Annotated in this window: 23 protein-coding genes; 17 read left to right on the top strand and 6 right to left on the bottom strand. The window is 72.1% G+C overall.

Annotated elements, in window-relative coordinates:
- Positions 1-84: 84 nt before the first annotated feature.
- From ACIF6F_RS04165 to ACIF6F_RS04180, 4 genes are all read left to right on the top strand, one after another.
- Positions 85-1,374, top strand: a complete 1,290-nt coding sequence (locus ACIF6F_RS04165) for a flavin monoamine oxidase family protein (protein WP_399940971.1) — start codon at positions 85-87, stop codon at positions 1,372-1,374.
- 827 nt (positions 1,375-2,201) lie between these two features.
- A complete protein-coding gene (locus ACIF6F_RS04170; RefSeq protein ID WP_399940973.1) occupies positions 2,202-2,717 on the top strand; it encodes a hypothetical protein in 516 nt (171 codons plus the stop codon).
- Positions 2,714-3,601: an NAD(P)-dependent oxidoreductase gene (locus ACIF6F_RS04175; protein WP_399940976.1), complete on the top strand. Its 888-nt coding sequence runs from the start codon at positions 2,714-2,716 to the stop codon at positions 3,599-3,601. The genes ACIF6F_RS04170 and ACIF6F_RS04175 overlap by 4 nt, the downstream gene beginning before the upstream one ends.
- 176 nt (positions 3,602-3,777) lie before the next feature.
- Positions 3,778-4,863 (top strand): IS110 family transposase, encoded by a 1,086-nt coding sequence (locus ACIF6F_RS04180; protein ID WP_399940978.1) that lies wholly within the window; start codon positions 3,778-3,780, stop codon positions 4,861-4,863.
- Positions 4,864-5,164: 301 nt separating this feature from the next.
- On the opposite strand, the gene ACIF6F_RS04185 is transcribed toward ACIF6F_RS04180, so the two are convergent.
- The gene (locus ACIF6F_RS04185) at positions 5,165-6,625 is read right to left on the bottom strand and encodes a hypothetical protein (RefSeq protein WP_399940980.1); all 1,461 of its coding nucleotides are present in this window, start codon (positions 6,623-6,625) and stop codon (positions 5,165-5,167) included.
- A gap of 240 nt (positions 6,626-6,865) precedes the next feature.
- On the opposite strand from ACIF6F_RS04185, the gene ACIF6F_RS04190 reads away from it, so the two are divergent.
- The 4 genes from ACIF6F_RS04190 to ACIF6F_RS04205 all read left to right on the top strand — a co-directional run bounded on the left by ACIF6F_RS04190 (position 6,866) and on the right by ACIF6F_RS04205 (position 10,137).
- A complete protein-coding gene (locus tag ACIF6F_RS04190) occupies positions 6,866-7,447 on the top strand; it encodes a hypothetical protein (RefSeq protein ID WP_399940983.1) in 582 nt (193 codons plus the stop codon).
- 107 nt (positions 7,448-7,554) lie between these two features.
- On the top strand, positions 7,555-8,382 hold the full coding sequence (locus tag ACIF6F_RS04195; RefSeq protein ID WP_399940985.1) for an inositol monophosphatase family protein: 828 nt from the start codon (positions 7,555-7,557) through the stop codon (positions 8,380-8,382).
- Positions 8,383-8,447: 65 nt separating this feature from the next.
- A complete protein-coding gene (locus ACIF6F_RS04200; protein WP_399940987.1) occupies positions 8,448-9,869 on the top strand; it encodes a phytoene desaturase family protein in 1,422 nt (473 codons plus the stop codon).
- Positions 9,870-9,942: 73 nt separating this feature from the next.
- Entirely contained in the window at positions 9,943-10,137 is a 195-nt protein-coding gene (locus ACIF6F_RS04205) for a CsbD family protein (protein ID WP_399940989.1), read from the top strand.
- Positions 10,138-10,263: 126 nt separating this feature from the next.
- Here ACIF6F_RS04205 and ACIF6F_RS04210 read toward each other — a convergent pair whose 3' ends face one another.
- The 4 genes from ACIF6F_RS04210 to ACIF6F_RS04225 all read right to left on the bottom strand — a co-directional run bounded on the left by ACIF6F_RS04210 (position 10,264) and on the right by ACIF6F_RS04225 (position 12,430).
- Positions 10,264-10,989 (bottom strand): metallophosphoesterase, encoded by a 726-nt coding sequence (locus tag ACIF6F_RS04210; protein ID WP_399940992.1) that lies wholly within the window; start codon positions 10,987-10,989, stop codon positions 10,264-10,266.
- Entirely contained in the window at positions 10,986-11,252 is a 267-nt protein-coding gene (locus ACIF6F_RS04215; RefSeq protein ID WP_399940995.1) for a BON domain-containing protein, read from the bottom strand. The genes ACIF6F_RS04210 and ACIF6F_RS04215 overlap by 4 nt, the downstream gene beginning before the upstream one ends.
- Positions 11,249-11,863, bottom strand: coding sequence for a hypothetical protein (locus ACIF6F_RS04220; RefSeq protein WP_399940996.1), 615 nt, complete (start codon positions 11,861-11,863; stop codon positions 11,249-11,251). The genes ACIF6F_RS04215 and ACIF6F_RS04220 overlap by 4 nt, the downstream gene beginning before the upstream one ends.
- Before the next feature lie 84 nt (positions 11,864-11,947).
- Entirely contained in the window at positions 11,948-12,430 is a 483-nt protein-coding gene (locus tag ACIF6F_RS04225; RefSeq protein WP_399940998.1) for an Lrp/AsnC family transcriptional regulator, read from the bottom strand.
- A 228-nt stretch (positions 12,431-12,658) separates the two neighbouring features.
- Here ACIF6F_RS04225 and ACIF6F_RS04230 point away from each other — a divergent pair, with 228 nt between their 5' ends.
- On the top strand, positions 12,659-13,708 hold the full coding sequence (locus ACIF6F_RS04230) for a DMT family transporter (protein WP_399941001.1): 1,050 nt from the start codon (positions 12,659-12,661) through the stop codon (positions 13,706-13,708).
- Positions 13,701-14,882 carry an aromatic amino acid transaminase gene (locus ACIF6F_RS04235; protein ID WP_399941004.1) on the top strand — a complete coding sequence of 394 codons (1,182 nt, stop codon included), beginning with the start codon at positions 13,701-13,703 and terminating at the stop codon, positions 14,880-14,882. The genes ACIF6F_RS04230 and ACIF6F_RS04235 overlap by 8 nt, the downstream gene beginning before the upstream one ends.
- 11 nt (positions 14,883-14,893) lie before the next feature.
- Here ACIF6F_RS04235 and ACIF6F_RS04240 read toward each other — a convergent pair whose 3' ends face one another.
- Positions 14,894-15,340: an anthrone oxygenase family protein gene (locus tag ACIF6F_RS04240; protein ID WP_399941006.1), complete on the bottom strand. Its 447-nt coding sequence runs from the start codon at positions 15,338-15,340 to the stop codon at positions 14,894-14,896.
- Between the two features lie 91 nt (positions 15,341-15,431).
- On the opposite strand from ACIF6F_RS04240, the gene ACIF6F_RS04245 reads away from it, so the two are divergent.
- The 7 genes from ACIF6F_RS04245 (at position 15,432) to ACIF6F_RS04275 (ending at position 21,054) form a co-directional block, all read left to right on the top strand.
- Complete coding sequence (locus ACIF6F_RS04245; protein ID WP_399941008.1) at positions 15,432-16,010, top strand: TetR/AcrR family transcriptional regulator; 579 nt, start codon at positions 15,432-15,434, stop codon at positions 16,008-16,010.
- A 44-nt stretch (positions 16,011-16,054) separates the two neighbouring features.
- On the top strand, positions 16,055-16,447 hold the full coding sequence (locus ACIF6F_RS04250; protein WP_399941010.1) for an Imm7 family immunity protein: 393 nt from the start codon (positions 16,055-16,057) through the stop codon (positions 16,445-16,447).
- Positions 16,448-16,503: 56 nt separating this feature from the next.
- Positions 16,504-16,815 (top strand): hypothetical protein, encoded by a 312-nt coding sequence (locus ACIF6F_RS04255; protein ID WP_399941012.1) that lies wholly within the window; start codon positions 16,504-16,506, stop codon positions 16,813-16,815.
- Entirely contained in the window at positions 16,739-17,230 is a 492-nt protein-coding gene (locus ACIF6F_RS04260; protein ID WP_399941015.1) for a transposase, read from the top strand. Before ACIF6F_RS04255 ends, ACIF6F_RS04260 begins: the two co-directional genes overlap by 77 nt.
- A gap of 358 nt (positions 17,231-17,588) precedes the next feature.
- Positions 17,589-18,743: a molybdopterin-dependent oxidoreductase gene (locus ACIF6F_RS04265; RefSeq protein WP_399941017.1), complete on the top strand. Its 1,155-nt coding sequence runs from the start codon at positions 17,589-17,591 to the stop codon at positions 18,741-18,743.
- Between the two features lie 15 nt (positions 18,744-18,758).
- A complete protein-coding gene (locus ACIF6F_RS04270; RefSeq protein ID WP_399941020.1) occupies positions 18,759-20,117 on the top strand; it encodes a rhodanese-like domain-containing protein in 1,359 nt (452 codons plus the stop codon).
- An 85-nt stretch (positions 20,118-20,202) separates the two neighbouring features.
- Positions 20,203-21,054 carry a sulfurtransferase gene (locus ACIF6F_RS04275; protein WP_399941023.1) on the top strand — a complete coding sequence of 284 codons (852 nt, stop codon included), beginning with the start codon at positions 20,203-20,205 and terminating at the stop codon, positions 21,052-21,054.
- The last annotated feature ends 455 nt before the right edge of the window (positions 21,055-21,509 follow it).

The raw sequence follows: 21,509 nt of genomic DNA on the forward strand, positions 1-21,509 counted from the left end.
CGCGCGGAGCACCTGCACGGGAAGCGAGTCGGGGTCGTCGGAGGCGGCCTCGCCGGTCTCACTGCCGCGTTCGTCCTGTCCGGCATGGGCGTCCACGCGGACCTCTTCGAGGCCGCCGGACGCTTCGGCGGAAGGGTGTTGACACTGCGTCACGGCGACCCGTTGCCGGACGATCCGGGCCGCATGGTCACACTCCCGGATGGACAGTTGGTGGAAGCCGGCGCCACCCGCATCCACCCGCACATGGTGACCATGAAGTACCTGCGTCTGCTCGACGTACCGATCGCCCCCCTGGTCACGCGCAACGACGATGCCCTGCTGCACTTGGGCAAGGGCCAGCACCCCCGGGTGCTGCGCCAGCGGGACTGGTGGCAGGATGTTCGCCGCCTCGCAGTCCGCCCGGACCTGGCCGAGAAGTATCCGCACCTGGTGGCGGACCAGGCCGCGGACCAGGCACCGCACCGCACCCGGCGTACCCTGAGCGCCCTGAGCGATGTGGGGGATCCGACGGCTCTGCCTGCCACTGGCGGAGAGCTGTGGGACGCGCCCGACCTCGTGGACAGCGGCCCCGCCCGTGCCCTGCTGGCCGACCTGTCCGCACTGAAGTCGACCACCCTGTTCCGCATCGTCGGCGGCAGCGATGTGCTGGTCTCCCGGCTCACCGCGAGCCTCCCCACCGAATGCCTGCATCTGGGCCACCGGCTCGTGTCGGTCGCCACCACGGCGGACGGGGTTCGGCTCGGACTCGCCACCCCACGGGGAACGCGGCACGAGACGTACGACCACGTCGTTCTGGCGCTGCCGCCGCACCAACTCGCCGAGGTGGAGGCAGACTTTCCCGCCGACCTCCGTGCCGCCCTGGAGGTGCCGGAGCCGCGGCCCGCCCTGAAGGCGTTCGTTACCTACGCCGACCGGTGGTGGGAGCACGAACTCGGCATTTACGGCGGCACGTCGTACCCGGCCGCCCCGGTGGACCGCCTGTGGTATCCGAACACGGACTGGCACGAACCGGGCGGCACGCTCACGGCATACTGCCTCAAGGACAACGCCCTTGAACTGGACACCATGGACGAGGAGTCGCGTCACCGCCTCGTCGTCGACCGGATTGCCGCGCTCCATCCCGGGGTGCGGGCCGCCGCGCAGCCGGTGGCGGTCCACTCGGTGTCGTGGTCGCGGGTGCCGCACGTCCACGGGGCCTGGGTGAACTGGCCCGGCTATGACCATCCTGCCTTCCACCGGCTGCAGCAGGGTCTGGACCGGATCCAGTTCGCCGGGGACTGGCTGAGCCCGCTCACCGCCTGGATGGCCGGGGCCTTCTCCTCTGCGGGACAGGCGCTGCCGAGAACGATCGAGAACGCAAGTGAGAGGAAGTAGGACCATGACACGGGTATTGCTCATCGGTTCGGACAGGTACTTCGCGGAAGCCTGTGTCGCCCGTGGCCTGGAGGTCGTCGCGGTCCGCAACGCCGACGCCATACGCAACGGGGTGCTCACCTTCCCCGAGGAGGTCCGGCAGCTTCCGGTCGCCGATCAGACGAACACCGAGGCGGTGGTCAGCGCCCTGGCCCACGCCGGCCTCACTCTCGGCGACTTCGATGGCATCTACACCAACTACGAGCTCGCAGTGGTAATGACGGCCGGCCTGGCGCAGGCGGCCGGGGTGCCCGGGCCCGGCGCCGACGTGGCCGTGCTGATGCGCGACAAGTACCTCCAGAAGCAGAGGCTCACGCAGGCCGGCGTCCCCGTGACGGGGTCCCGGGTGTTCTGGACCCCGCCGGTTCCGGCGGACGTCGAGGAACTCGGCTACCCGCTGGTGCTCAAGCCTGTCGCCGGCGTGGGCACCGAGGCACGGTGCGAGTCGAGGACCCCGAGGCCTTCCGGAAGGCCGTCGCCTCGTTCTTCCCCTCCGGTGCGGCCCACAAGGGCCTGCAGGTCGAGCAGTTCGTCACCGGCGAGGAGTTCTGCCTCGACGGCTGGGTCCACGACGGCGTCATCGCCTTCAGCTCGGTGGGGCGCTACGCACGGACCTGCCTGGAGGCTGTGGAGGCCGGGGAGTCCCTGCGGATCTACCGCTGTACTGAGGCCACCCACCCGGGGCTGGCGACCGAGGCCGACCGGCTTGCCGCCGACGCGCTGGCCGCTCTCGGTCTGCGCAGCGGCGTGTTCCACCTGGAGTTCTTCCGACTCGCTGACGGCAGCTGGTGTTCAGCGAATGCGCCGCCCGGCGTGGTGGCCCGTTCAACGAGGAGGAGGTGCGGGTCTCCCGCTCTGTCTCGCTGGCCGAGGCGGCCGTCGACCTCTGCCTGGGCATGCGGCCGCAGGCCACGCCGTCCGACGCGGCCTGCGAGGTGGGATCGGTCCACCCCAAGCTCCCCTCCGGCGTGGTCCTAGACCTGCCGCGCGCCGAGGAGCTGGCCGCCCTCGACGGCGTGGAGTACGTACGCTTCTATACCTATCTGGGCGCGACGGACACGGGCCCGTCGAGCTCCCTGTACCAGCCGGCGGCGGCCATGCTGGTCAGCGCGCCCACGGCGGCCGACCTCGAGCTCCGCCTCGAGCAGGTCGAGAGGGCCTTCGTCAAGGGGGCCGTCGTCAGCCCGAACACGTCCCCTCGGCACATGCGCGACTTCCAGAGCGACGTGCTCGGACGCGACGACCTCCAGTACCGGCCCTTCACCTCGGCCGCCGGCCGCGAGGCAGCCGGGAGGAGCCTGTGAGCGCGACACCCGACCACCCCTCACCTTGCCGGGTCCTCGTCGTGGACCCGGCCTTGGGCGAACAGGCCCTGCCGGAGCTCACCGCCCTCAGTGACCTCGGCCTGGTGCCGACGGTCAACCTCCGGCGCGTGACGGACCCCGCGCTTCGCGCCCGGATCGAGGCTGACTGGGACACTGTGAACTTCGACGGTTTCGCTGAGGAGGAACTGGCCCGCCAGCTGGAGGACGGAGGTCGCGGCTACCAGGTGCTCAAGTGCCGGGCGGGCATTCCGCTCACCCGGAACGTGCTGGAGCGGGCGACTGCGGAAGGGTTGCGGCGCCGCCTGGTGCTAGTGGGGCGGGCCGCTGCCGGATCCGATACCTTCGACCACGCGGCGGCGCAGCGCCTGGGAGTTGCGATCCGCACGACGCCGGGCGCCAACGCGGCCGCCGTGGCGGAACTGACCGTCTCGCTCATGCTCGATGCGCTGCGTGGGATCGCGCGACGCGACCGGGACCTGCGCGGGGGTTCGTGGAGCGCCGCGGTCGAGGGCCTGCCCGCGAGCAGTCTCGACGGCGCGCGGGTGGGGCTGGTGGGCTCAGGGGCCATCGCCCGTCGCACCGCCGAGCTGGTACGCGCGTTCGGCGCCGAGGTGTGGGTCTTCGGATCGCCGCGGTTCACCCCGGAACGGGCGGCCGACTGGCCGGGCCACAGGGTGGAAACCCTGGCAGAGCTGCTCGCCGGCTGCGACGTGGTGTCGGTGCACGTGCCGGCCTCGGCCGAGACCGACGGCCTCATCGGGGCGGAGGAGCTGCGGCTGATGCGACCGGGCTCGGTCCTGATCAACACGGCGCGCGCGAGCGTCGTACCCGAGGAGGCTCTCGACCGGGGACCCTCCGACTGACTGACGTCTCGACTGTCCTGTTTGGGATTTGTCGGCTCGCCGGGCGTCACCACGCACGCGGCCGGACGGGCGTTTGTGACCTTATAGGAGCTTGGTCCAGAAGCCCCGTCAGTGTCTTGTCCACCCGCCCGACCGGCGCGTGCCGCCCTCGGAACGGACACGCCACAAGGACGGACATGACCAGCATGACGCACGACGGCCCACAGATCACCGGTGGAGTCGACACCCACGGCCTGACCCACCACGCTGCCGTGATCGATTCGGTGGGCAGGCATCTGGCCGACCGGGAGTTCCCCGCCACCATCCGCGGCTACCGCGACCTGCTGGAGTGGATGCGCGCGCACGGTGAGCTCGTTGCGGTCGGGGTCGAGGGCACCGGCGCCTACGGGGCCGAACTCGCCCGGGTGCTGACCGCCGCGGGCATCACCGTCATCGACGTGGACCGGCCCGACCGCACGACGCGACGGATGAAGGGCAAGTCCGATCCGATCGACGCCTACGCCGCCGCGACGGCCGTGCTCGCGGGGCGGGCCACCGGCACGCCGAAGAGCCGGGACGGCCTGGTCGAGGCGGTGCGGGTGCTGCGGATCGCCCGCCGCAGCGCGGTCAAGGCCCGCACCCAGGCCATGAACCAGATCCGTGGCCTGCTGGTCTCGGCCCCCGCGATGCTGCGTGAGCAGGTCGCGGGCCTGGACCGTGCCGTGCTGATACGGACCCTGGCCCGGGTGCGGCCCGGGGACGATCTGTCCCGCCCGTTGACGGCGACGAGGGCATCGCTGCGGCGGCTCGCCCGACGCCACCAGGCGCTGGACGCCGAGATCGCCGAGCTGGACGCGGAGATCGGCCCGCTGGTCCAGCGGGCCGCCCCGCAGTTGCTGGAGCTGTTCGGAGTCGGGCCCGAGACCGCCGGCCAGCTGCTGGCCTCGGCCGGGGACAACCCGGAGCGGATGCGGTCCGAGGGCGCGTTCGCGCACCTGGCGGGGGTCGCACCGATCCCGGCCTCGTCCGGACGCACCCACCGCCACCGCCTCAACCGCGGTGGTGACCGGGCCGCGAACAACGCCCTGCACACCATCGTGCTCACCCGCATGCGCTTCGACGAACGCACCCGCGCCTACGTCACACGCCGCACCAAGGAAGGGCTGAACAAGAAGGACATCATGCGCTGCCTCAAGCGGTTCGTCGCCCGCGAGGTCTACCGGGCCCTGACCAGCACACCAACCGAACGAATCACTCAAACCGACCTGGCTCCAGCAGCTTGACAGCCATAGGAGCATCCCGATCACCGACCCGCCTTCCGGCGCCTGGCCCGTGGCCATTCGTCAGGGGGAGGCTTGGAGCTGGGCGAGGACGTCCGCCGCCGAGCACGGAACCTGGACGCTCCGGCCGCGGTAGCCGACCATGCCGAACGCCGACACCAGGTCCACGGCCTCCTCAGGTAGGGCGTGGACCTGCTCGAATGCGCCCGTGCCTGCAACCGGTCCTGAACACCGTCAGACACCACGCGTGGAATCGCCCGACGCTCGGCGGTGCGGCCCCCCACCCGTCGGACGCCTCACCGCATCAATGCGGCCTCCTGTGCTTGGACTTGATCACGGTGGTCGTCGTTGCCGTCCCGACGGTTCGGCCGGCGCCGCCGTCGGTGACGGTCGCGGTGTTGGTCACCCGGTCGGGGGCCGCCTTCTCCACCCGCACCTTCAGGACAATGGGGGGATATTCCGCGCCGGCGGCCAGGCTGTCCCGCCGGGTGCAGGCGAGTCGCTCGACCGAGCAGTCCCACCCCCGTCCGGAGATGCCGGTGGGTACCAGGCCGGCGGGGAGCAGGTCCCTCACACCGACCACTCCCGAGGTGGGCCGGGAGCCCTGGTTTCGCACTGTCAGTTCGTACCGGCCCACACCGCCGCGTACGAGTGGGTCGGCGGCGGACTTCGTGAGGACCAGAGACGAACCGCCGGCCGGGCCGCTCCGTGGCACGTCGTACGTCGTCACGTCCAGCGCCGCGGTGTTGACGTTGAACGTACCCAGCACGGTCGGCGGGGTGGTGGACGTATCGATCTCGCCCACGGACCCGGTGCCGATGCCGCCGTTCGCCGTATAGGCCCGGTCGCCCCCAGCCGCCGCGATCGCGTTCGGGTTCAGCTGGGTGTCGACCCTGCTGAACGTCACGGCCGGGCCCGACACGTCGACCACGTAGACGTTGGTGAAGGAGCTTCCGGCGTAGACCTTGGTGCTGTCCGGGGAGACTGCGACGGACGAGATCGATTCGTTCACCGCGATCAGCGTCGGAGGGGCGACCGTGCCTCCCTCGACTTCGAACACCGCGATCGCCTGCCCCGTTCCCAGGCCCGCGTACACCCTTTTGCCGTCGGGGGAGGCGGCCACGGAGGTCGGGTTGTTGATGCCGCCGGACACGAACTGGCCGGTGCTGGTGTTGATGATATACATCAAGTCCTGGTTCGGGTCCGTCGCGTACACGGTGTCGCCGGAAGGGGAGACGGCCACTGCCGTGGGGGTCGCGCCGAAGCCGAGCGGAAACGTGCGCACCGCGCGGGTCCGTGCGTCGACCTGTGAGACCGAGCTGCTCCCCGGGTTCGCCGTGTAGCAGTAGGAGCCGGAGGCGGCGACGTCATAGGTCGGCGTGCCGAGGTCCACAGCGCCCGTGGTCTCGAACTCGACGTCCACGAACGAGAGGGTGTTGTCCTGCTCGTTCCCTCCGCATGTGAAGCCCTCGGCCGAAGCCGACAGACTGGTGAGCGGATTCGGGACCGCAATGGTCGACACCTGCCCATGCGCAGCGCCGGTGCCGATGTTGATCGCGGAGATCGTGTTGGCGCTGCCGTTGGGGGTCAGCGCGTAGGAGCCGGGGTCCAAGGCCATTGCCGGCGCGCTTGCCGCGATCACCCCGCACAGGGCAACGGACAGCACCAGGCACCGGCGATGCTGCAGGATCTTGAGGGCCGCGGCATGGGGGGAAAAGCGCACAGAGGCTCCTTCCGAGGTGTATTCACGCACGAACGGGCTCATGCATCCCGTGGCGCGCACTCGGTCCATCCCCTTTCGCCGGATTCCACCCGAACAGGGGGCCGGATGCGTCCAGGGGGCGGGCGACACAGCGGGAGCGGGCTGTCGGCCGTGACAGCGCGACCGTGGGCCCAACATATGACAACTGCTGAACTCGCAGTTCCACTGTCATGCCTGTTCCGGACTTCACCGCTTCTTGCTGTAAGAGATGAGAAATCACCAGTGTCGACGCAGGGAGTCCCAGTGAAGTACGTTTTCCGACTTGCCACGCTGACGGCTGCCGTGGCGTGTGCAGCCGGCCTCGCGGTGAGCCCGGTCTCCGCCGCAGGGCTCGACGACCCGATTCAGTACAGCCCCGTCATCGGATCCGTCGTCTTCAACAACGGCGACAACAACGTCACCGTCATCGGCAACGACAACAACACTGCCGGACGCGACAACCTCGAAGGCAGCAACCACGTCGCGGGTCAAGGCCACCTCGTCGGCCTCACCTCGCCCACGTTCACACAGATGTTCACCATCACCAACCACACAGGCCAGGCACTCACCTACTCCGGCTGCGACAACTGCGACTACAGCGGGGGCAACACGACGGTGCCGCCCGTCTCCGTCGCCAACACGGGGGCGGTGACCGCCGTGGCCGACTTCGGCGACGCCACCCTGCACTTCGCTTCCGGGACCACCGACCTGATCGACGTCACCATTCCGAGAGACTCGGGTGACGACTCCGACAACCTCCAGTGCTGGGCGGTTCAGCCCGGCGCGCTGTGGCCGTGTGAAATCGACACCAACACCCTGACCATCGTCCTCAAGCCCGGGACCTGACCGGGGGCCTTCAGCCAAACCTGCGCGCGCTCTGTGCGCGGCTCCTCTTCATCGGGCGTCCACACGGTGTGGTGGGGAATGTCGGCGGGGCGTGCTTTGCTGGGGGCATGATCGAAGACTTCCTGAACCACGGCCTGGACGCCGTCGAGGACGCGGTGCGCGAGGCCGCCGCGGCCGAGATCACCCCCCGGTTCCGACAGCTCGCCGACCACGAGGTGGAGTCCAAGACCGGTCCCCACGACCTCGTCACCATTGCCGACCGGCTGGCCGAGGAGCACCTCACCGCGTCGCTGACCAAGCTGCTCCCCGGCTCGGTCGTGGTGGGGGAGGAGGCGGTGCATCTGGATCCGGGTGTGTACGAGGCGCTGCGCGGCGAGGCTCCGGTGTGGATCGTCGACCCGGTCGACGGCACGCGTCAGTTCGTGCACGGCGACCCGCATTTCTGCACCCTGGTTGCGCTGGCCCGGCACGGAGAGATCCTCGCCTCCTGGACGTACGCGCCGGCGTTGGGGGAGCTTGCGACGGCCGTGCGGGGCAAGGGGGCGTATCTCGACGGGGTGCGGTTGGAGTGTGGTTCGCCGGAGCCGGGGGCGTCCTTGCGGGTGGCCACCGCGCACCCGGACTACACCAGCCCCGAGACCAAGGCGGTGCTGGGGCGGCTGAACGTCGAGGGGGTGAGCCCCCGGCCGTGCGGCTCGGCCGGGCTGGAGTACCTGCGGGTGGCCCGCGGCGAGGTGGATGCGCTCGCCTTCAGCTGGCCCTCGGCGTGGGACCACGCGGCCGGGCTGCTGCTGGTCGGGGAGGCCGGCGGGGCGCAGTACACCGTCGGCGGTGAGCCCTTCCGGGTGGACCGGGACAACGAGCTGCCGTTCGCCGTCGCCCGTGACGAGGCCACCGCGGTCCGCATCCGCGACCTGCTGCGCGGCGGGGAGTGACGTCGGGCGCCCTGGTGCGCCGGAATATCCTGGAGGGCATTGCCGCGTGACGTGAGGAGTCCGAGGTGCCGTCGATTCTCGATGCCGTGGTCGTGGGAGCGGGGCCCAACGGGCTGACGGCCGCCGTCGAACTGGCCAGGCGGGGCTTCTCCGTGGCCGTGTTCGAGGCCGGGACGACCGTGGGCGGCGGGGCCCGCACCGAGGAGCTCACGCTGCCCGGCTTCCGTCACGACCCGTGCTCCGCGGTGCATCCGCTCGGCATCGGTTCGCCGGTGTTCGGGACGATGCCGCTGGAGCGGTACGGGCTGGAGTGGCTGCACCCCGAGTTGCCCATGGCGCACCCCTTCGACGACGGCACCGCCGCCGTGCTGTCCCGTTCGGTCGCCGAGACCGCGGCCTCCTTCGGGGCGCGGGACGCCGGGGCGTACCGGCGGCTGGTCACCCCGTTCCTGGGCCACTGGGACACGCTGGTACGGGACTTCATGTCCCTGCCCTCCACCGCGCTGCCGCGCGACCCGGTGCTGCTGGGGCGGTTCGGGCTGCGGGGTCTGCCGCCCTCGACCTGGCTGCTGCGGCGGTTCCGGGACGAGCGGGCGCGGGCGCTGTTCGCGGGTCTCGTGGCCCATGTCATCGCGCCGCTCGGCGGGTTGGCCACCTCCGCCGTCGGCCTGGTCTTCGCCCTGGCCGCGCACGAGCGCGGCTGGCCGATGCCCCGCGGCGGGTCGCAGGCGATCCCGGACGCACTGACCGCCTACCTGAAGGACCTGGGCGGGGTCGTGCACACCGGGTACGACGTCAAGCGCCTCGACGACCTGCCGCCCGCCCGCGCGTACGTGTTCGACACCTCGCCGACGGCACTGGCCCGGATCGCCCGGCTGGGGCGGGTGTACGAGCACTACCGCTACGGCGCCGCAGCCTTCAAGATCGACTACGCGCTGGACGGCCCGGTGCCCTGGACCGCCGAGCAGCCCCGCCGCGCCGGCACCGTGCAGATCGGCCCGACCAGCGGCGAGATCGACACGGCCCTGCGCCAGGCGACCACCGGGACCGCTCCGGCCACCCCGTTCCTGATCACCGCACAGTCCAGCCTCGTCGACCCCTCCAGGGCCCCGGAGGGCAAGCACGTCTTCTGGGCGTACGGGCACGTCCCGCACGGCTGGGACGGCGACCTGACCGACGCCGTCGAGAAGCAGCTCGAACGCTTCGCACCCGGATTCCGCGACCTGGTCCTGGCCCGCGCCACCGCCGGCCCGGCCGTCCTGGCCGCCCGCAACCCCAACTACGTGGGCGGCGACATCGCCTGCGGCGCCGCCTCGGGCCTCCAGCTCCTGCTCCGCCCGAAGCTCTCCCTCCGCCCGTACGCCACCCCGCACCCGGCGGTCTTCCTCTGCTCCTCCGCCACCCCGCCGGGCCCCGGCGTCCACGGCATGTCCGGCCACAACGCCGCGAAGGCCGTCTGGCGCCACCTGCGCAGCACCACCGTCTGAGCGGCGCAGGAATAGCCCGGCCCTCGCGGGGCAGGCGCGCGGGGACGGAACACCCGCACCGGAAGGACCGGCCATGGGCAAGGCGAAGGCGAAGGCCAAGCAGGCCAAGGGACAGCTGAAGGAAACCGCCGGCAACGTCATGGACGACAAGAAGATGCAGGCGGAGGGCGCCTCCGAGAAGGTGGCCGGCAAGGCCCAGGAGATGCCCGGCAAGACGCACGAGTCGGCCGCGGAGGCCATGGAGCGGATCCGGAAGGCCGGCCACTGACCCAGAGGACAAGGGGGGCGGGGACCCGTGTGCCGTGGGGTGCGCGGGTCCCCGCCTTCCTGCCGTCGGGGTTTTTGCTGCCGTCGGGGAGTTTTTGCTGCCGCCGGGGTTCGGGGTTCCCGCCGGTCAGGGCGTGTGCAGGTGGTAGACGGCGAAGGCGCCGCCGATCACCGGCATCGCCACGTTGCGCACCCGCACCCCGCCCTCCGTCATCCCGTGCTCGGTACCCAGGTGCGCGTGGCCGTGCACCGCGAGGTCCGCGCCCGCCTCGTCCATGGCCTCGGCGAGCAGGTAGCTGCCGAGGAACGGGAAGATCTCCGGGGGCTCGCCGGCCAGCGTGTCCGGCACCGGCGCGTAGTGGGTCAGGGCGATCCGTACGGCGCAGCCCTCCTCCTCCAGTTCGCGCAGCGAGCGGTGCAGGGACTGGGCGCAGTTGCGCGTGTACCGCATGAAGGACTTCATCTCGGGTTCCCCGAAGTCGCTCCCGCAGCGGCCCGCGAAGCCGCCGCCGAAGCCCTTGGTGCCGGCGATGCCGACCGTCGTGCCGTCGGCCTGCAGCCGTACCCAGTCGCCCTCCAGCACGCGTACCCCGGCGTCCGTCAGCACCCGGGACACCTCGTCCTGGGCGTCGCTCTGGTAGTCGTGGTTGCCCAGCACGGCGACGACCGGGACCGGCAGCCCGGCCACCTCGCCGGCCACCACCCGGGCCTCCTCCTCGGTGCCGTGCCGGGTCAGGTCACCGGCCAGGAGCAGTACGTCGGCCTGCGTGCCCAGGGTCTCGAAGGCGGGGCGGAGCAGCCCCTCGGCACCCGGTGCGAGGTGGATGTCGCCGACCGCCGCCACCCGGATCACTGGAGCTCCTCGGGCCGGTGGGCGGGCCCGTCGGCGCAGGCGGTCCGCAGGTCGTGCCGCCAGGGCAGGCCCGCCAGCTCCTCGGCCGCGAGGCCGAGGACGACCTCCCGGCAGGCCTCCGTGGTGACGACGCCCCACAGCAGCACCCCGCCGCCGTGCTGCTCGACGCGCACGCCGAGCTCGGCGATCTCGTCGTGGGCCAGCCGCTCCCGCAGGTGCTCCATGCGGTAGCCCAGGAGGCCCGTCGGGTCGAACCCGTTCATGTCGTCGTGCTCCTCGGTCCGATGACGTCCAGGCGTTCCAGCAGGTAGAGGAAGGCGTCGGCGAGCGGCGAGTCCCGGTGCGCCCGGTCGAGCAGCGGCCAGTCGATGCGCTCGCGCAGGGTGCGCGCCATCGGGAGCAGGTCGCCGAAGTCGCAGTAGTGCTCCGTCAGCGCGGCGAGCCGGCTGTCCATCAGATCGGTGGGGGACAGGACCGGCATCCACACGGAGTCCACCGAACGCACCTCGGCCCGCTCCAGCAGCTCGGTGCTCACCGGCCGCCGGGCGAGCTCGAAGATGAGGTCGATCTCCTCGCCGCCGGCCCGGCCCTTCAGCAGCCAGTCCTCGGCGGCCCGGCGCATCTCGATGCCCCCGGACTCCAGGGCCTCCACCGCGGCGTCGGCGTCGGCGCGGCGGAGGCAGAAGTCGGTGTCGTGCTGGAAGTTCGCGGGGACGCCGTGCGCGAAGGCGGCGACGCTTCCGGCCAGCGCGAACGGCTTTCCGGTGCCCTTCAACAAAGCGGCCACGTGCTTGGTGATCTCCAGGATCGCCTGCGTGTGGTCGCGCGGCAGGGGTCTCCCGACGGGGGCCGGGGACTCGGTTCGCTCCTTCATGCCCCGCCTCCTCGTCGCCGGGCCGTCGACAGGTGGAGGATCACACGCCGCGTCTGCCCGGCGGGCGGGTCCTGAAACGCCGGTTCAGCGTGGCCGGGCGGACGGGCCCGGCGCGGGCTTGGGGTAGGTGAGGGACCGTTTCACGCTGCCGTAGGCGAAGCTCGACTCGATCGAGGCGATGCCGGGGATGGCGTGGATCCGGTGCCGTACCAGGGACTCGTACGCCTCCAGGTCCTCGATCACCACGCGCAGCAGGTAGTCGCTGCTCCCGGCCATCAGGTAGCAGTCCTGGATGTGCTCGATGACCGAGACGTGCTCCTCGAAGGTGCGGACCGCCTCCGCCGTGTGCCGTTCCAGGCGGATGCGGACGAAGACGGTGATCGGGAGCCCGAAGGAGACCTGGTCGACCACGGCCGTGTAGCCGCGGATCAGACCCGCCTCCTCCAGGCGCCGCACCCGGCGCAGGCAGGGGGAGGGGGAGAGGCGCACCCGGTCGGCGAGGTCCTGGTTGGAGAGCCGGCCGTCAGCCTGCAGTTCCCGGATGATCTGGAGGTCGACCGCGTCCATCGTGGCTCCTCGGCGGGTCTTCGGGGGCTTTTCGGGAGGTCTGCGGGGGGTCTGCGGGGGTTCAGGCAGGTTCTGGGGGCGATCCGTGCCGCTCCTCGGCGGATCGTTGGCAGATCCTGCCCCAAACGTACGTCCGAGCGGCAGAACTGGCAATCGCCTGCCCCGCCCCAGGCCCTAGCGTTGCCGGGTACGGAGAAATCACGCTCTACGAGGCGGGAGCAGCCTTCCTTGGTCGCGACGAACACCCTGCGGGGACCGGTTGGCGCCGACGTCCCGGCAGCCGGGCCGGCCGCCGGCGCCCATCTCCCGGCTCCGGATGGGGACACCGGCACCGCCGGTGCCGCTCCGGCCCCCGCCTCCGACGCCGCCCGCCGCACGCGGCTGTCACCGCAGGCGCGCGGCATGGCCGCGCTGCTGGTCACCGTAGCGATCTGGGCCGCCTTCGCGCTCAGCGCCCGCGCCCTCAGCGCCTCCTCCCTGCTCCCCGCCGACGCCGCGCTGCTGCGCTTCGGCCTCCCGCCGCTGCTGCTCGCCCCCGCCCTGTGGCGGCGGCGCCACCGCATCGCGGCGGTGCGGCCGGCGGCCGCGGCGAAGATCGCGTGCGGCGCCGGAGTGCCGTTCTTCCTGGCCGCGATGCACGGCGGCGCCCTGACCTCGGCGGCCTTCGTCGGCTCGCTCGTCCCCGGCATGGTCCCGCTCTTCGTGAGCGCGCTGATGGCCGCCCGCGGCCGCGGCCTGCCCCGCGGCACCCAGGCGGCCGGACTGGCGCTGATCGTGGCCGGGGTGGCGGCCCTGGTCTGGCGGTACGTCGTCCCCGTCGACACCGAGGTGCTGGAGGGCGCGGGCACGCTGCTCGTGGCCAGCGGCCTGTGGGCGCTGTACACGGTGGGCCTGCGCGACGTGGACCTCGACCCGGTCGGCTCGATCGGCCTGCTCTGCGTGCCCTCCTTCGTGGTGATCGGCCTGCTGGTCCTCACCGGGGTCCTGCCCACCGGCCTCGCCCACGCCGCCGGCGGCGACATCGCGCTGTTCCTGGTGGTGCAGGGCCTCGGTGTCGGCCTGTGCGCGGGCCTGACGTACGCCTACGCGATCCGCAGGCTGGGCGCCGAGCGCGCCTCGGTCGTCGGCAGCCTCAGCCCGGTGGCCGTCGTCCTGCTCGCCATCCCGCTGCTGGGCGAGGCCCCGACCGTCGCCGTCCTGGCCGGCGTCCCCCTGATCACCGCCGGCGTCATCCTCGCCAACCGGCCCCAGCGAAGCAAGGTTTCCGCAGATGCTTGAGCTCCTCCCGCCGCCGCCCGTGGACCCGCTGTGGGACCTGACCGCCGAGTTCGGCGCCGACAGCCGGCCCGAGCGCCTCAACCTGGTCCTCGGCGTCTACCGCGACCACACCGGCGCCACGCCGGTGATGACCGCCGTCCGCCAGGCCGAGATACGCCTCGCCGAACGGTCGGAGTCCAAGGAGTACCGCGGCCTCTCCGGCAACCTCGCCTTCAACCGCGCCCTGCTGACCATGGTGCTCGGCGCCGAGGGCCCCCGGGAGCGGGCCGCCGCGGTGCAGACCGTGGCCGGCACCGGCGCCCTGCGGCTGCTGGCCGACCTGGCCGGCCGGAGCCGCCCGGGCGGCACCGTGTGGATCAGCGACCCCGCGTACGTCAACCACCGGCCGATCCTTGAAGCCGCCGGGCTGAAGGTCCGTACGTACCGCTGGCACGACTCCGGGAGCGGCTTCGACGCGGCCGCCATGCTCGCCGACCTCGCGGAGGCGCGCCGCGACGACCTCGTCCTCCTCCAGGGCTGCTGCCACAACCCCACCGGCGTCGACCCGGCCCCGGAGGCCTGGGAAGGGCTGGCGGAGCTGGCCGTGCGGGAGGGCTGGGTGCCCTTCGTCGACCTCGCGTACCACGGTCTCGGCGACGGCCTGGAGGAGGACCTCCGGGCCACCCGGATGCTGGCCTCGCGGGTGCCGGAGATGCTGATCGCCGTCAGCTGCTCCAAGAACTTCGGCCTCTACGCCGACCGCACCGGCTGCGCCATCGTCCTCGGCGCCTCCGCCCCCGCGGTCCGGCACGCCGAGACGGCCCTGCAGAACGCCGCCCGCACGCTGTACTCCATGCCGCCGGAGCACGGTGCGGCCGTGGTCACCACGGTCCTGGAGGACCCGGGCCTGCGCATCGCCTGGCGGGCCGAACTGGACGCCATGCGCGGCCGGATCACCGCCAACCGCGCCGACCTGGCAGCCCAGCTGGGCTCCCTGGGCCGCGAGTCCCTGGCGGCCGCCCTCGGCCGGCAGCGCGGCATGTTCTCGATGCTGCCGTTCACGCCGGACCAGATGCGGCGGCTGCGCGGCGAGTTCGCCATCTACGGCACCACGGGCGGCCGCCTCAACATCGCCGGCCTCCCGGCCCACCGCATCCCGTGCCTGGCCCGGGGCATCGCGGCGGTGTCCGGCTAGACCGCCGAGGGTCAGACGAGCGCGACGACCAGCAGGGTGAAGGCGGCGACGATGACGGCGACGCGGACGTAGTGGTACCGGTCCCAGCGGTTCATCTGCTCCTTCCAGTCCGCGGGCCGGTTCTCGGGGGTCCACGTCTTGCCGCGGTTGTTGATCGGGACGAGCAGCAGGACCGACATGACCACGCTGACGATCAACAGGGCCCCGGCGGTCACGACGAGCCCGGTGCCGCGGTGGTCCCGGCCGGCGACGGCCCAGACCGCGACGAGGACGAGCGAGCCGATGTACCAGACCGGCATGGCGGCGCCGAGCATCCGGCCGCCGTGGGCGCGGCCGAGCTGGCCGCTGTCTTCCGGGAGTGCGTTGAGGATCCGGTTGACGACGAAGGCGACGGAGAACTCCACCCCCACCATCAGGCCGACGACCACGGTGGTGAACACCTCAAGTGCGCTGAGCATGACGAACCCCTCCTGGTATCTAGCGTTGCTAGCTGATGGTTCAACGCTAGACTGTCGCCGCTTGATTGTCTAGCAGTGCTAGAATCGGCGCATGTCGGTACAGGAACGCAAGCAGCGCGAACGGGCGGAGCGCGAGCGCCTTATCGTGGCGACGGCCCGCGAACTCGCCGAGCAGCAGGGCTGGGACGCGGTCACCACACGGCGGCTCGCCGAGCGCATCGAGTACAGCCAGCCGGTCCTCTACAGCCACTTCCGCGGCAAGCGGGAGATCATCGGTGCCGTGGCGCTCGAAGGCGCCGCCGAGATGGCCGTGGAGCTGAGGGCCGCGGCCGCCGCCGCGGAGGGCTCCCGCGCCCGGGTCACCGCCCTCGCCCGCACCTACCTCGACTTCGCCGCGCGCAACCCGGCGGTCTACGACGCCCTGTTCCAGCTCGACAACGGCCTGGCCTTCGCGCACGAGGACACCCCCGGGCCGCTGAAGGACGCCTTCGCGGCGCTGCTGGAAAGCCTCGGCGAGGTGGCCGGAGAGGGCGTCCACCCGGGGCTCTTCACCGAACTGTTCTGGGCGTCACTCCACGGCCTGGCCACCCTCACCCGAGCCCGCCGCCTCCCCCCTGAGGACACGGAACGCCGACTCCAACTCCTGGTGACCCGCCTCGCGGTGCTCTGACGGTCCGATCCGCCCGGCGCGGCCAACCTCGCTAGGATCTGGGCGTGTTCGAATACCACGGCTGGATCACGGTCAGGGAGGCCGCGGCGGGCGACGACGATGACGCCCGGATGCGGCAGGTCGTGGATGACCTTCGGCTGTACATCGCCCGGATGGCCAGTCCCCACCTGCTCGACCTCAGGTGGATGAACGGCGAGGCGTTCATCCATCTCGGAGGCAATTCCAACCACCGCTCACCGGAAGCCGTCGGCCTGTTCGAGTACGTCGCGAAGGTCGCCCCCGGTTCCTACGGCCTCCTGCACGTCCGCGATGACGAGGACCCGGGGTGTGAGAACGAGGTGCGCGTGCTGAGGCTCGCTCGCGGCGCAGTCACGCACCACAGCGAGCCGCTGTTGTCCCCGTGTATCCCGGTACTGGAAGACCCCTTCACCGGCTAGGCAGCTTCTTGCGGATCACTGCGCGAGACCCGAGCTGTTGGTGGTGTGATGGCTTCATGCGACCTGAGCACTGTGTGACCAGGAACCACATCGAGGTGTGGCAAGGACGCGTGCTGCCGTCGGGGCCTGAAGGGATCAGGTTCGGGACGGTGTTGCGCGGCTCACTCCTGCCGATCCTGGTCTGGGCCGGAGTCGCGTGCTTCGTGTACTTCGTCCACACCCCGCTCGTAGCGACGGTCCTCGGCGGTCTCTTCGCGTTGTCGTTCATCGTGGGGTTCGCGCTGCGTCGCAATGCGAAGCACTCGGTCCGCTGCAGCGTCTACGGTGTGCTGGGCGGGGTGCTCGACAAGTCCATGGCTGGGTTCTGAGGCGTTGCGGCACGCGCGACCCCTCGTTGTATTGAGCGTGTTGACCGACGCCCAGTGGGCCAGGATCGAGCCCCTGTTGCCGGACCGGACTCCCCGCCGAGGGGGAAGGCGGCGTGATCACCGGCAGGTGATCGACGCGATCGCCTGGAAGTACCGGACTGAATCTCCGTGGATGGATCTGCCCGTGGAGTTCGGCTCGCGGAAAGGCGCCTGCAGCCGTCTGCGGAACTGGGCGATCGACGGGACCTGGGAGCGAGTGTTCACCACCCTGTTGGCCCAGGCGGACGCCGATGAGGACCTGAGCTGGGTGGTACCCGTCGACTCCACGGTCGTTCGGGCACATCAGCACGCGGGGGGGGGGGGCGGGGAGGCCGCGGCGGACAAGACAGTCCCCGGCAGGTTTGTCGGACCATGAGCCATCCGCCGTCGCCGATGGCTCCCGTGGTCGGCAGCGTCTGCCGGGGGCCTGGCCAGAGCCTGGAAGAAAGTCACGCGGGCCACTGGACGTCTCCAGCAGGCGGTGTGGCTCTATCCGGTATTCCGGTGTAATGACGAGTGTCCTCCGGATTCGTGCCGAGTCAAGGGTTTTGGGGGAATTTGTTCTTTGGCAACGGGGCCCCCGGCCGGGGGCCCCGTTGCCCGACTCCGCGGGCGCCCCAGGCCGCCCGCGGGGGGCGCGCGGCAGCCCGCCCCGGCGGCCCCCGCAGCCCCCCGGACGTAAGCTGGGAGGTATCCGCGTCCCACCCGCAGTCGGGCCTACGGGAGGCGCCGCCATGACGGCACGCCCTGTTCCCCTCGGGTCCGGTGCCACGCTCTGGGCACCGGAGACGGTCACGGACGCCCCGTACAACGCCGAGACCCCCGCCGCCGCGCTGGCCGAGCCGCTGACACCCGCCGCCGCCCTCTTCGTACGCGAACACTTCGGCGTCCCCCGCACCGACCCGGACACCTGGCGGCTGCGCCTCGACGGCGCCGTGACCTCCCCCCTCGCCATCGGCCACGCCGACCTGCTCGCCCTCCCGCACCGCGAACTCGACGTGCTCCTGGAGTGCGCCGGCAACGGCCGCACCCTCATGAGTCCCGTCCCGCCCGGCCTCCCCTGGGGCCAGCGCGCCGTCGGCTGCGCCCGCTTCGCGGGTGTTCCCTTCGCCGGCCTCGCCACCCGGGCCGGCATCGACCCCCGCACCGTCGAGATCGTTTTCACCGGCGCGGACTCCGGCACCGTCCACGGCCGCCGCGCCGCCTTCGAGCGCAGCCTCCCGCTCGCCGTCGCCCTCCACCCCGACACCCTCCTCGCCACCCACATGAACGGCGAGCCCCTCACCCCCGAGCACGGCGCCCCCGTACGCCTGGTCGTCCCCGGCCGGTACGCCGTCGCCGACGTCAAGTGGCTGGTCGGCGCCCGGGCCGTGACCGAGCCCTTCACCGGCGTCTTCCAGGCCGAGGAGTACGTGTACACCGCCTCCCGCGGCACCCCCGAAGGGCCCGTGACCACCCTGCGCGTGAAGTCCCTCATCACCGCCCCGGAACCGGACACCGCCCTGCGCCGCGGCCGCCAGGCCCTGGTCACGGGCCGCGCCTGGACCGGCGGCGGCGTCGCCGTCCACCGCGTCGAGGTACGGGCCGTCCCCCTGGAGGACGCCGACGCCCCGCCTGAATCACCCGAATCGCCCGCACCGCCCGGCGCCACCGGCGCGGCCCGCGCCAACGGCGCCGCCCCCTGGCACGAAGCCGTCCTCGACCCGCCCGCCGGCCCCTACGCCTGGACCGGCTGGACCCACCGCTGGACACCCGAGCGGCCCGGCCCGTACCGGCTCCAGTCCCGCGCCACCGACGCGGACGGCCACACCCAGCCGCCGCACGCCCCCTGGAACACCCACGGCTACGGCTGCAACCCGGTGGCGGGCGTGGACGTGGTCGTCGTATGAAAGCCCGGTGCCGCGATGAGCCAGATCGAGATCATGACCACCGCCTCCCTCGGCGACACCAGCTACCTCCTCGTCAGCGGTGACGAGGCCGCGGTGGTCGACCCCCAGCGCGACAGCTGGGAGATGCTGGACGCCTGCGCCGCCCGCGGCGTGCGGATCCGGTACGCCCTCGAAACCCACGTCCACAACGACTACCTCTCCGGCGCCCTGGAGGTCCGCGCCGCCACCGGCGCCACCATCGCGGGGCCCGCCCGCGCCCCGTACGCCTTCGAACACCTCGGCCTGGCCGAGGACGACGAGATCCGCGTCGGCGACGTCACCGTCCGCGCCATGGAAACCCCCGGACACACGGCCGAGCACACCGCCTACCTCGTCTACGAAGACCGCGACGGCGCAGGCCCGGCACCCAGCGCCGTCTTCACCGGCGGCAGCCTGCTCGTCGGCGCCGCCGGCCGCACCGACCTCTCCGGGGCCTCCCACACCGAGGAACTCGCCCGCGCCCAGTACCGCTCCCTGCACCGCCTCGCCCTGCTGCCCGACGCCACCCGCGTCCTGCCCACCCACGGCGCCGGCAGCTCCTGTTCCGCCGGCCCCGCCGCGGCCGAACGCACCACCACCGTCGGCGCCGAGCGCCACGGCAACCCGGCGCTCACCGCCCGGGACGAGGAGCGCTTCGTACGGGACCGGCTCGGCCTCCCGCCGTACCCCGCGTACTACCACTACATGGCACGCGTGAACCGGTCGGGCCCGCCGGTGCTCGGCGGCCCGCCCGCGCCCAGGCCCCTCGGCCCCGCCGTGGTCGAGGGGCTGGTCGGCGGCGGCGCCCAGGTCGTCGACGGCCGCGACCGGGCCGCCTTCGCCGCCGCCCACCTGCCCGGCTCCGTCTGGGACGAGCTGGACGACCGCTTCGCCGGCCTGGTCGCCGAGGTCGTCCCCTTCGGCGCCCGCCTGGTGCTCGTCCTGCCCGAACCCGCGGAGGAGGCCTGGTACGAGGCGGTACGCCAACTCCTGCGCATCGGCTACGAGAACGTCGCCGGCCACCTCGCGGGCGGCACCGACGCCTGGGCCGCGGCCGGCCGCCCGCTCCGGTCCTTCCGCACCGCCGACGCCTCCGAACTGGCCGGCCGGCTCACGGAGCGGCGTGTGCTCGACGTACGCCCCGAACGCCCCGAGGGCGGCATCCCCGGCACCCGCGCCATCCGCCTGGCCGACCTGCCGCGGCGGCTCGGCGACCTGCCGCGCGACCGGGAGATCTGGACCGTCTGCGGCAGCGGCCGCCGGGCGACCATCGCGGCGAGCCTGCTGGACCGGGCGGGCATCCCCGTCACGGCCGTGACGCGCGGCGGCGTACGGGACCTGATCCCACCGGGCTGACCTGACCGACCTGACCTGACCTGACCGACCTGACCTGACCGACCTGACCCGAGCGGCACGAGACGTAAGCGGAAGGAGACCGGCGATGGGCCACAACGGCTACGCACACCCGGAGACGCTGGTGGACACCGAGTGGCTGGCCGCCCACCTCGACGACAGCACCCTGCGCGTCATCGACGTGGACGAGGACACCACCGCGTACGCACAGGGCCACATCCGGGGTGCGGTGGGCTGGAACTGGACCACGGACCTGCACGCCGCGGTGGGCCGCGACTACCTGGACCGCGACGCGCTCGGCGAGCTGCTGGCCCGCGCAGGCGTCGCCTTCGACACGACGGTGGTCCTCTACGGCGGCAATAACAACTGGTTTGCGGCGCACGCCTACTGGGTCCTGCGGCTGCGCGGCTACAACCGGGTCAAGCTCCTCGACGGCGGCCGGAAGAAGTGGGAGCTGGAGAGCCGGGAGCTGACCACGGAGGCGCCGGCGTACCCGACGACCGGCTTCACGGTCACCGGCCAGGAGAATCCGCAGTTCCGCGCGCTGCGCGCGGAAGTGCTGGACAGCGTGGGCAAGTCGGTCCTGATGGTCGACGTGCGTTCGCCCGAGGAGTACCGGGGCGAGCGCCTCGCGCCCCCGCACCTCCCGCAGGAACAGGCCCAGGTGCCGGGCCACATCCCGGGCGCGGTGAACGTCCCCTGGGCCCAGGCGGCCAACGACGACGGCACCTTCAAGTCCGCCGCCGAACTCCGCGAGCTGTACGCGGCCAAGGGCATCGTCCCGGAGCACGAGGTGATCGCGTACTGCCGCATCGGCGAGCGCTCGTCCCACACGTGGTTCGCCCTGCACGAACTCCTGGGCTACCCGGACGTGAAGAACTACGACGGCTCGTGGACGGAATACGGGTCGCTGGTGCGGGCCCCGGTCGAGCTCGGCTGACGACCGCCGGCTCCGCATCGCCCCGATCTCTGCGGTCAGCCCCATGCCGGCCCGTCTCCTTCACGTCCTCGGCTCAAGGACCTCGGCCACCGTGACGTGCAGCCTCGTGGAGCATTGAGCGGGTCTCGGGAGGGCACCGGAGGACGGCACATGCTGGGCCGGTGCGGGGGAGGTGGAGGGAAGGGCGGCACCACGTGGGCCGGGATGAGAGAGGCCGCCGAACGGCGGTATCTCCTGGGCCGGTGTCGGGGAGGTGGAGGTATCTGGGGCCGTCCGCCGACCGAGGGTTTCCGGGCCGGGGTGCCCTGTCAAGGGCGCTCCTTCGTCGCGTCGCCTGCGGCGATTCCACTTCGTTCCACCCTTGACAGGGCACCCCGGCCCGGAAGGCAAGGACCTCGGCGGACAACCCCAGGAAAACGGCCTGGGGGACACCTCATGCCTTCCGGTACCAGGTG

This window comes from Streptomyces sp. NPDC086023 (assembly GCF_044540325.1).
GTDB lineage: Bacteria > Actinomycetota > Actinomycetes > Streptomycetales > Streptomycetaceae > Streptomyces.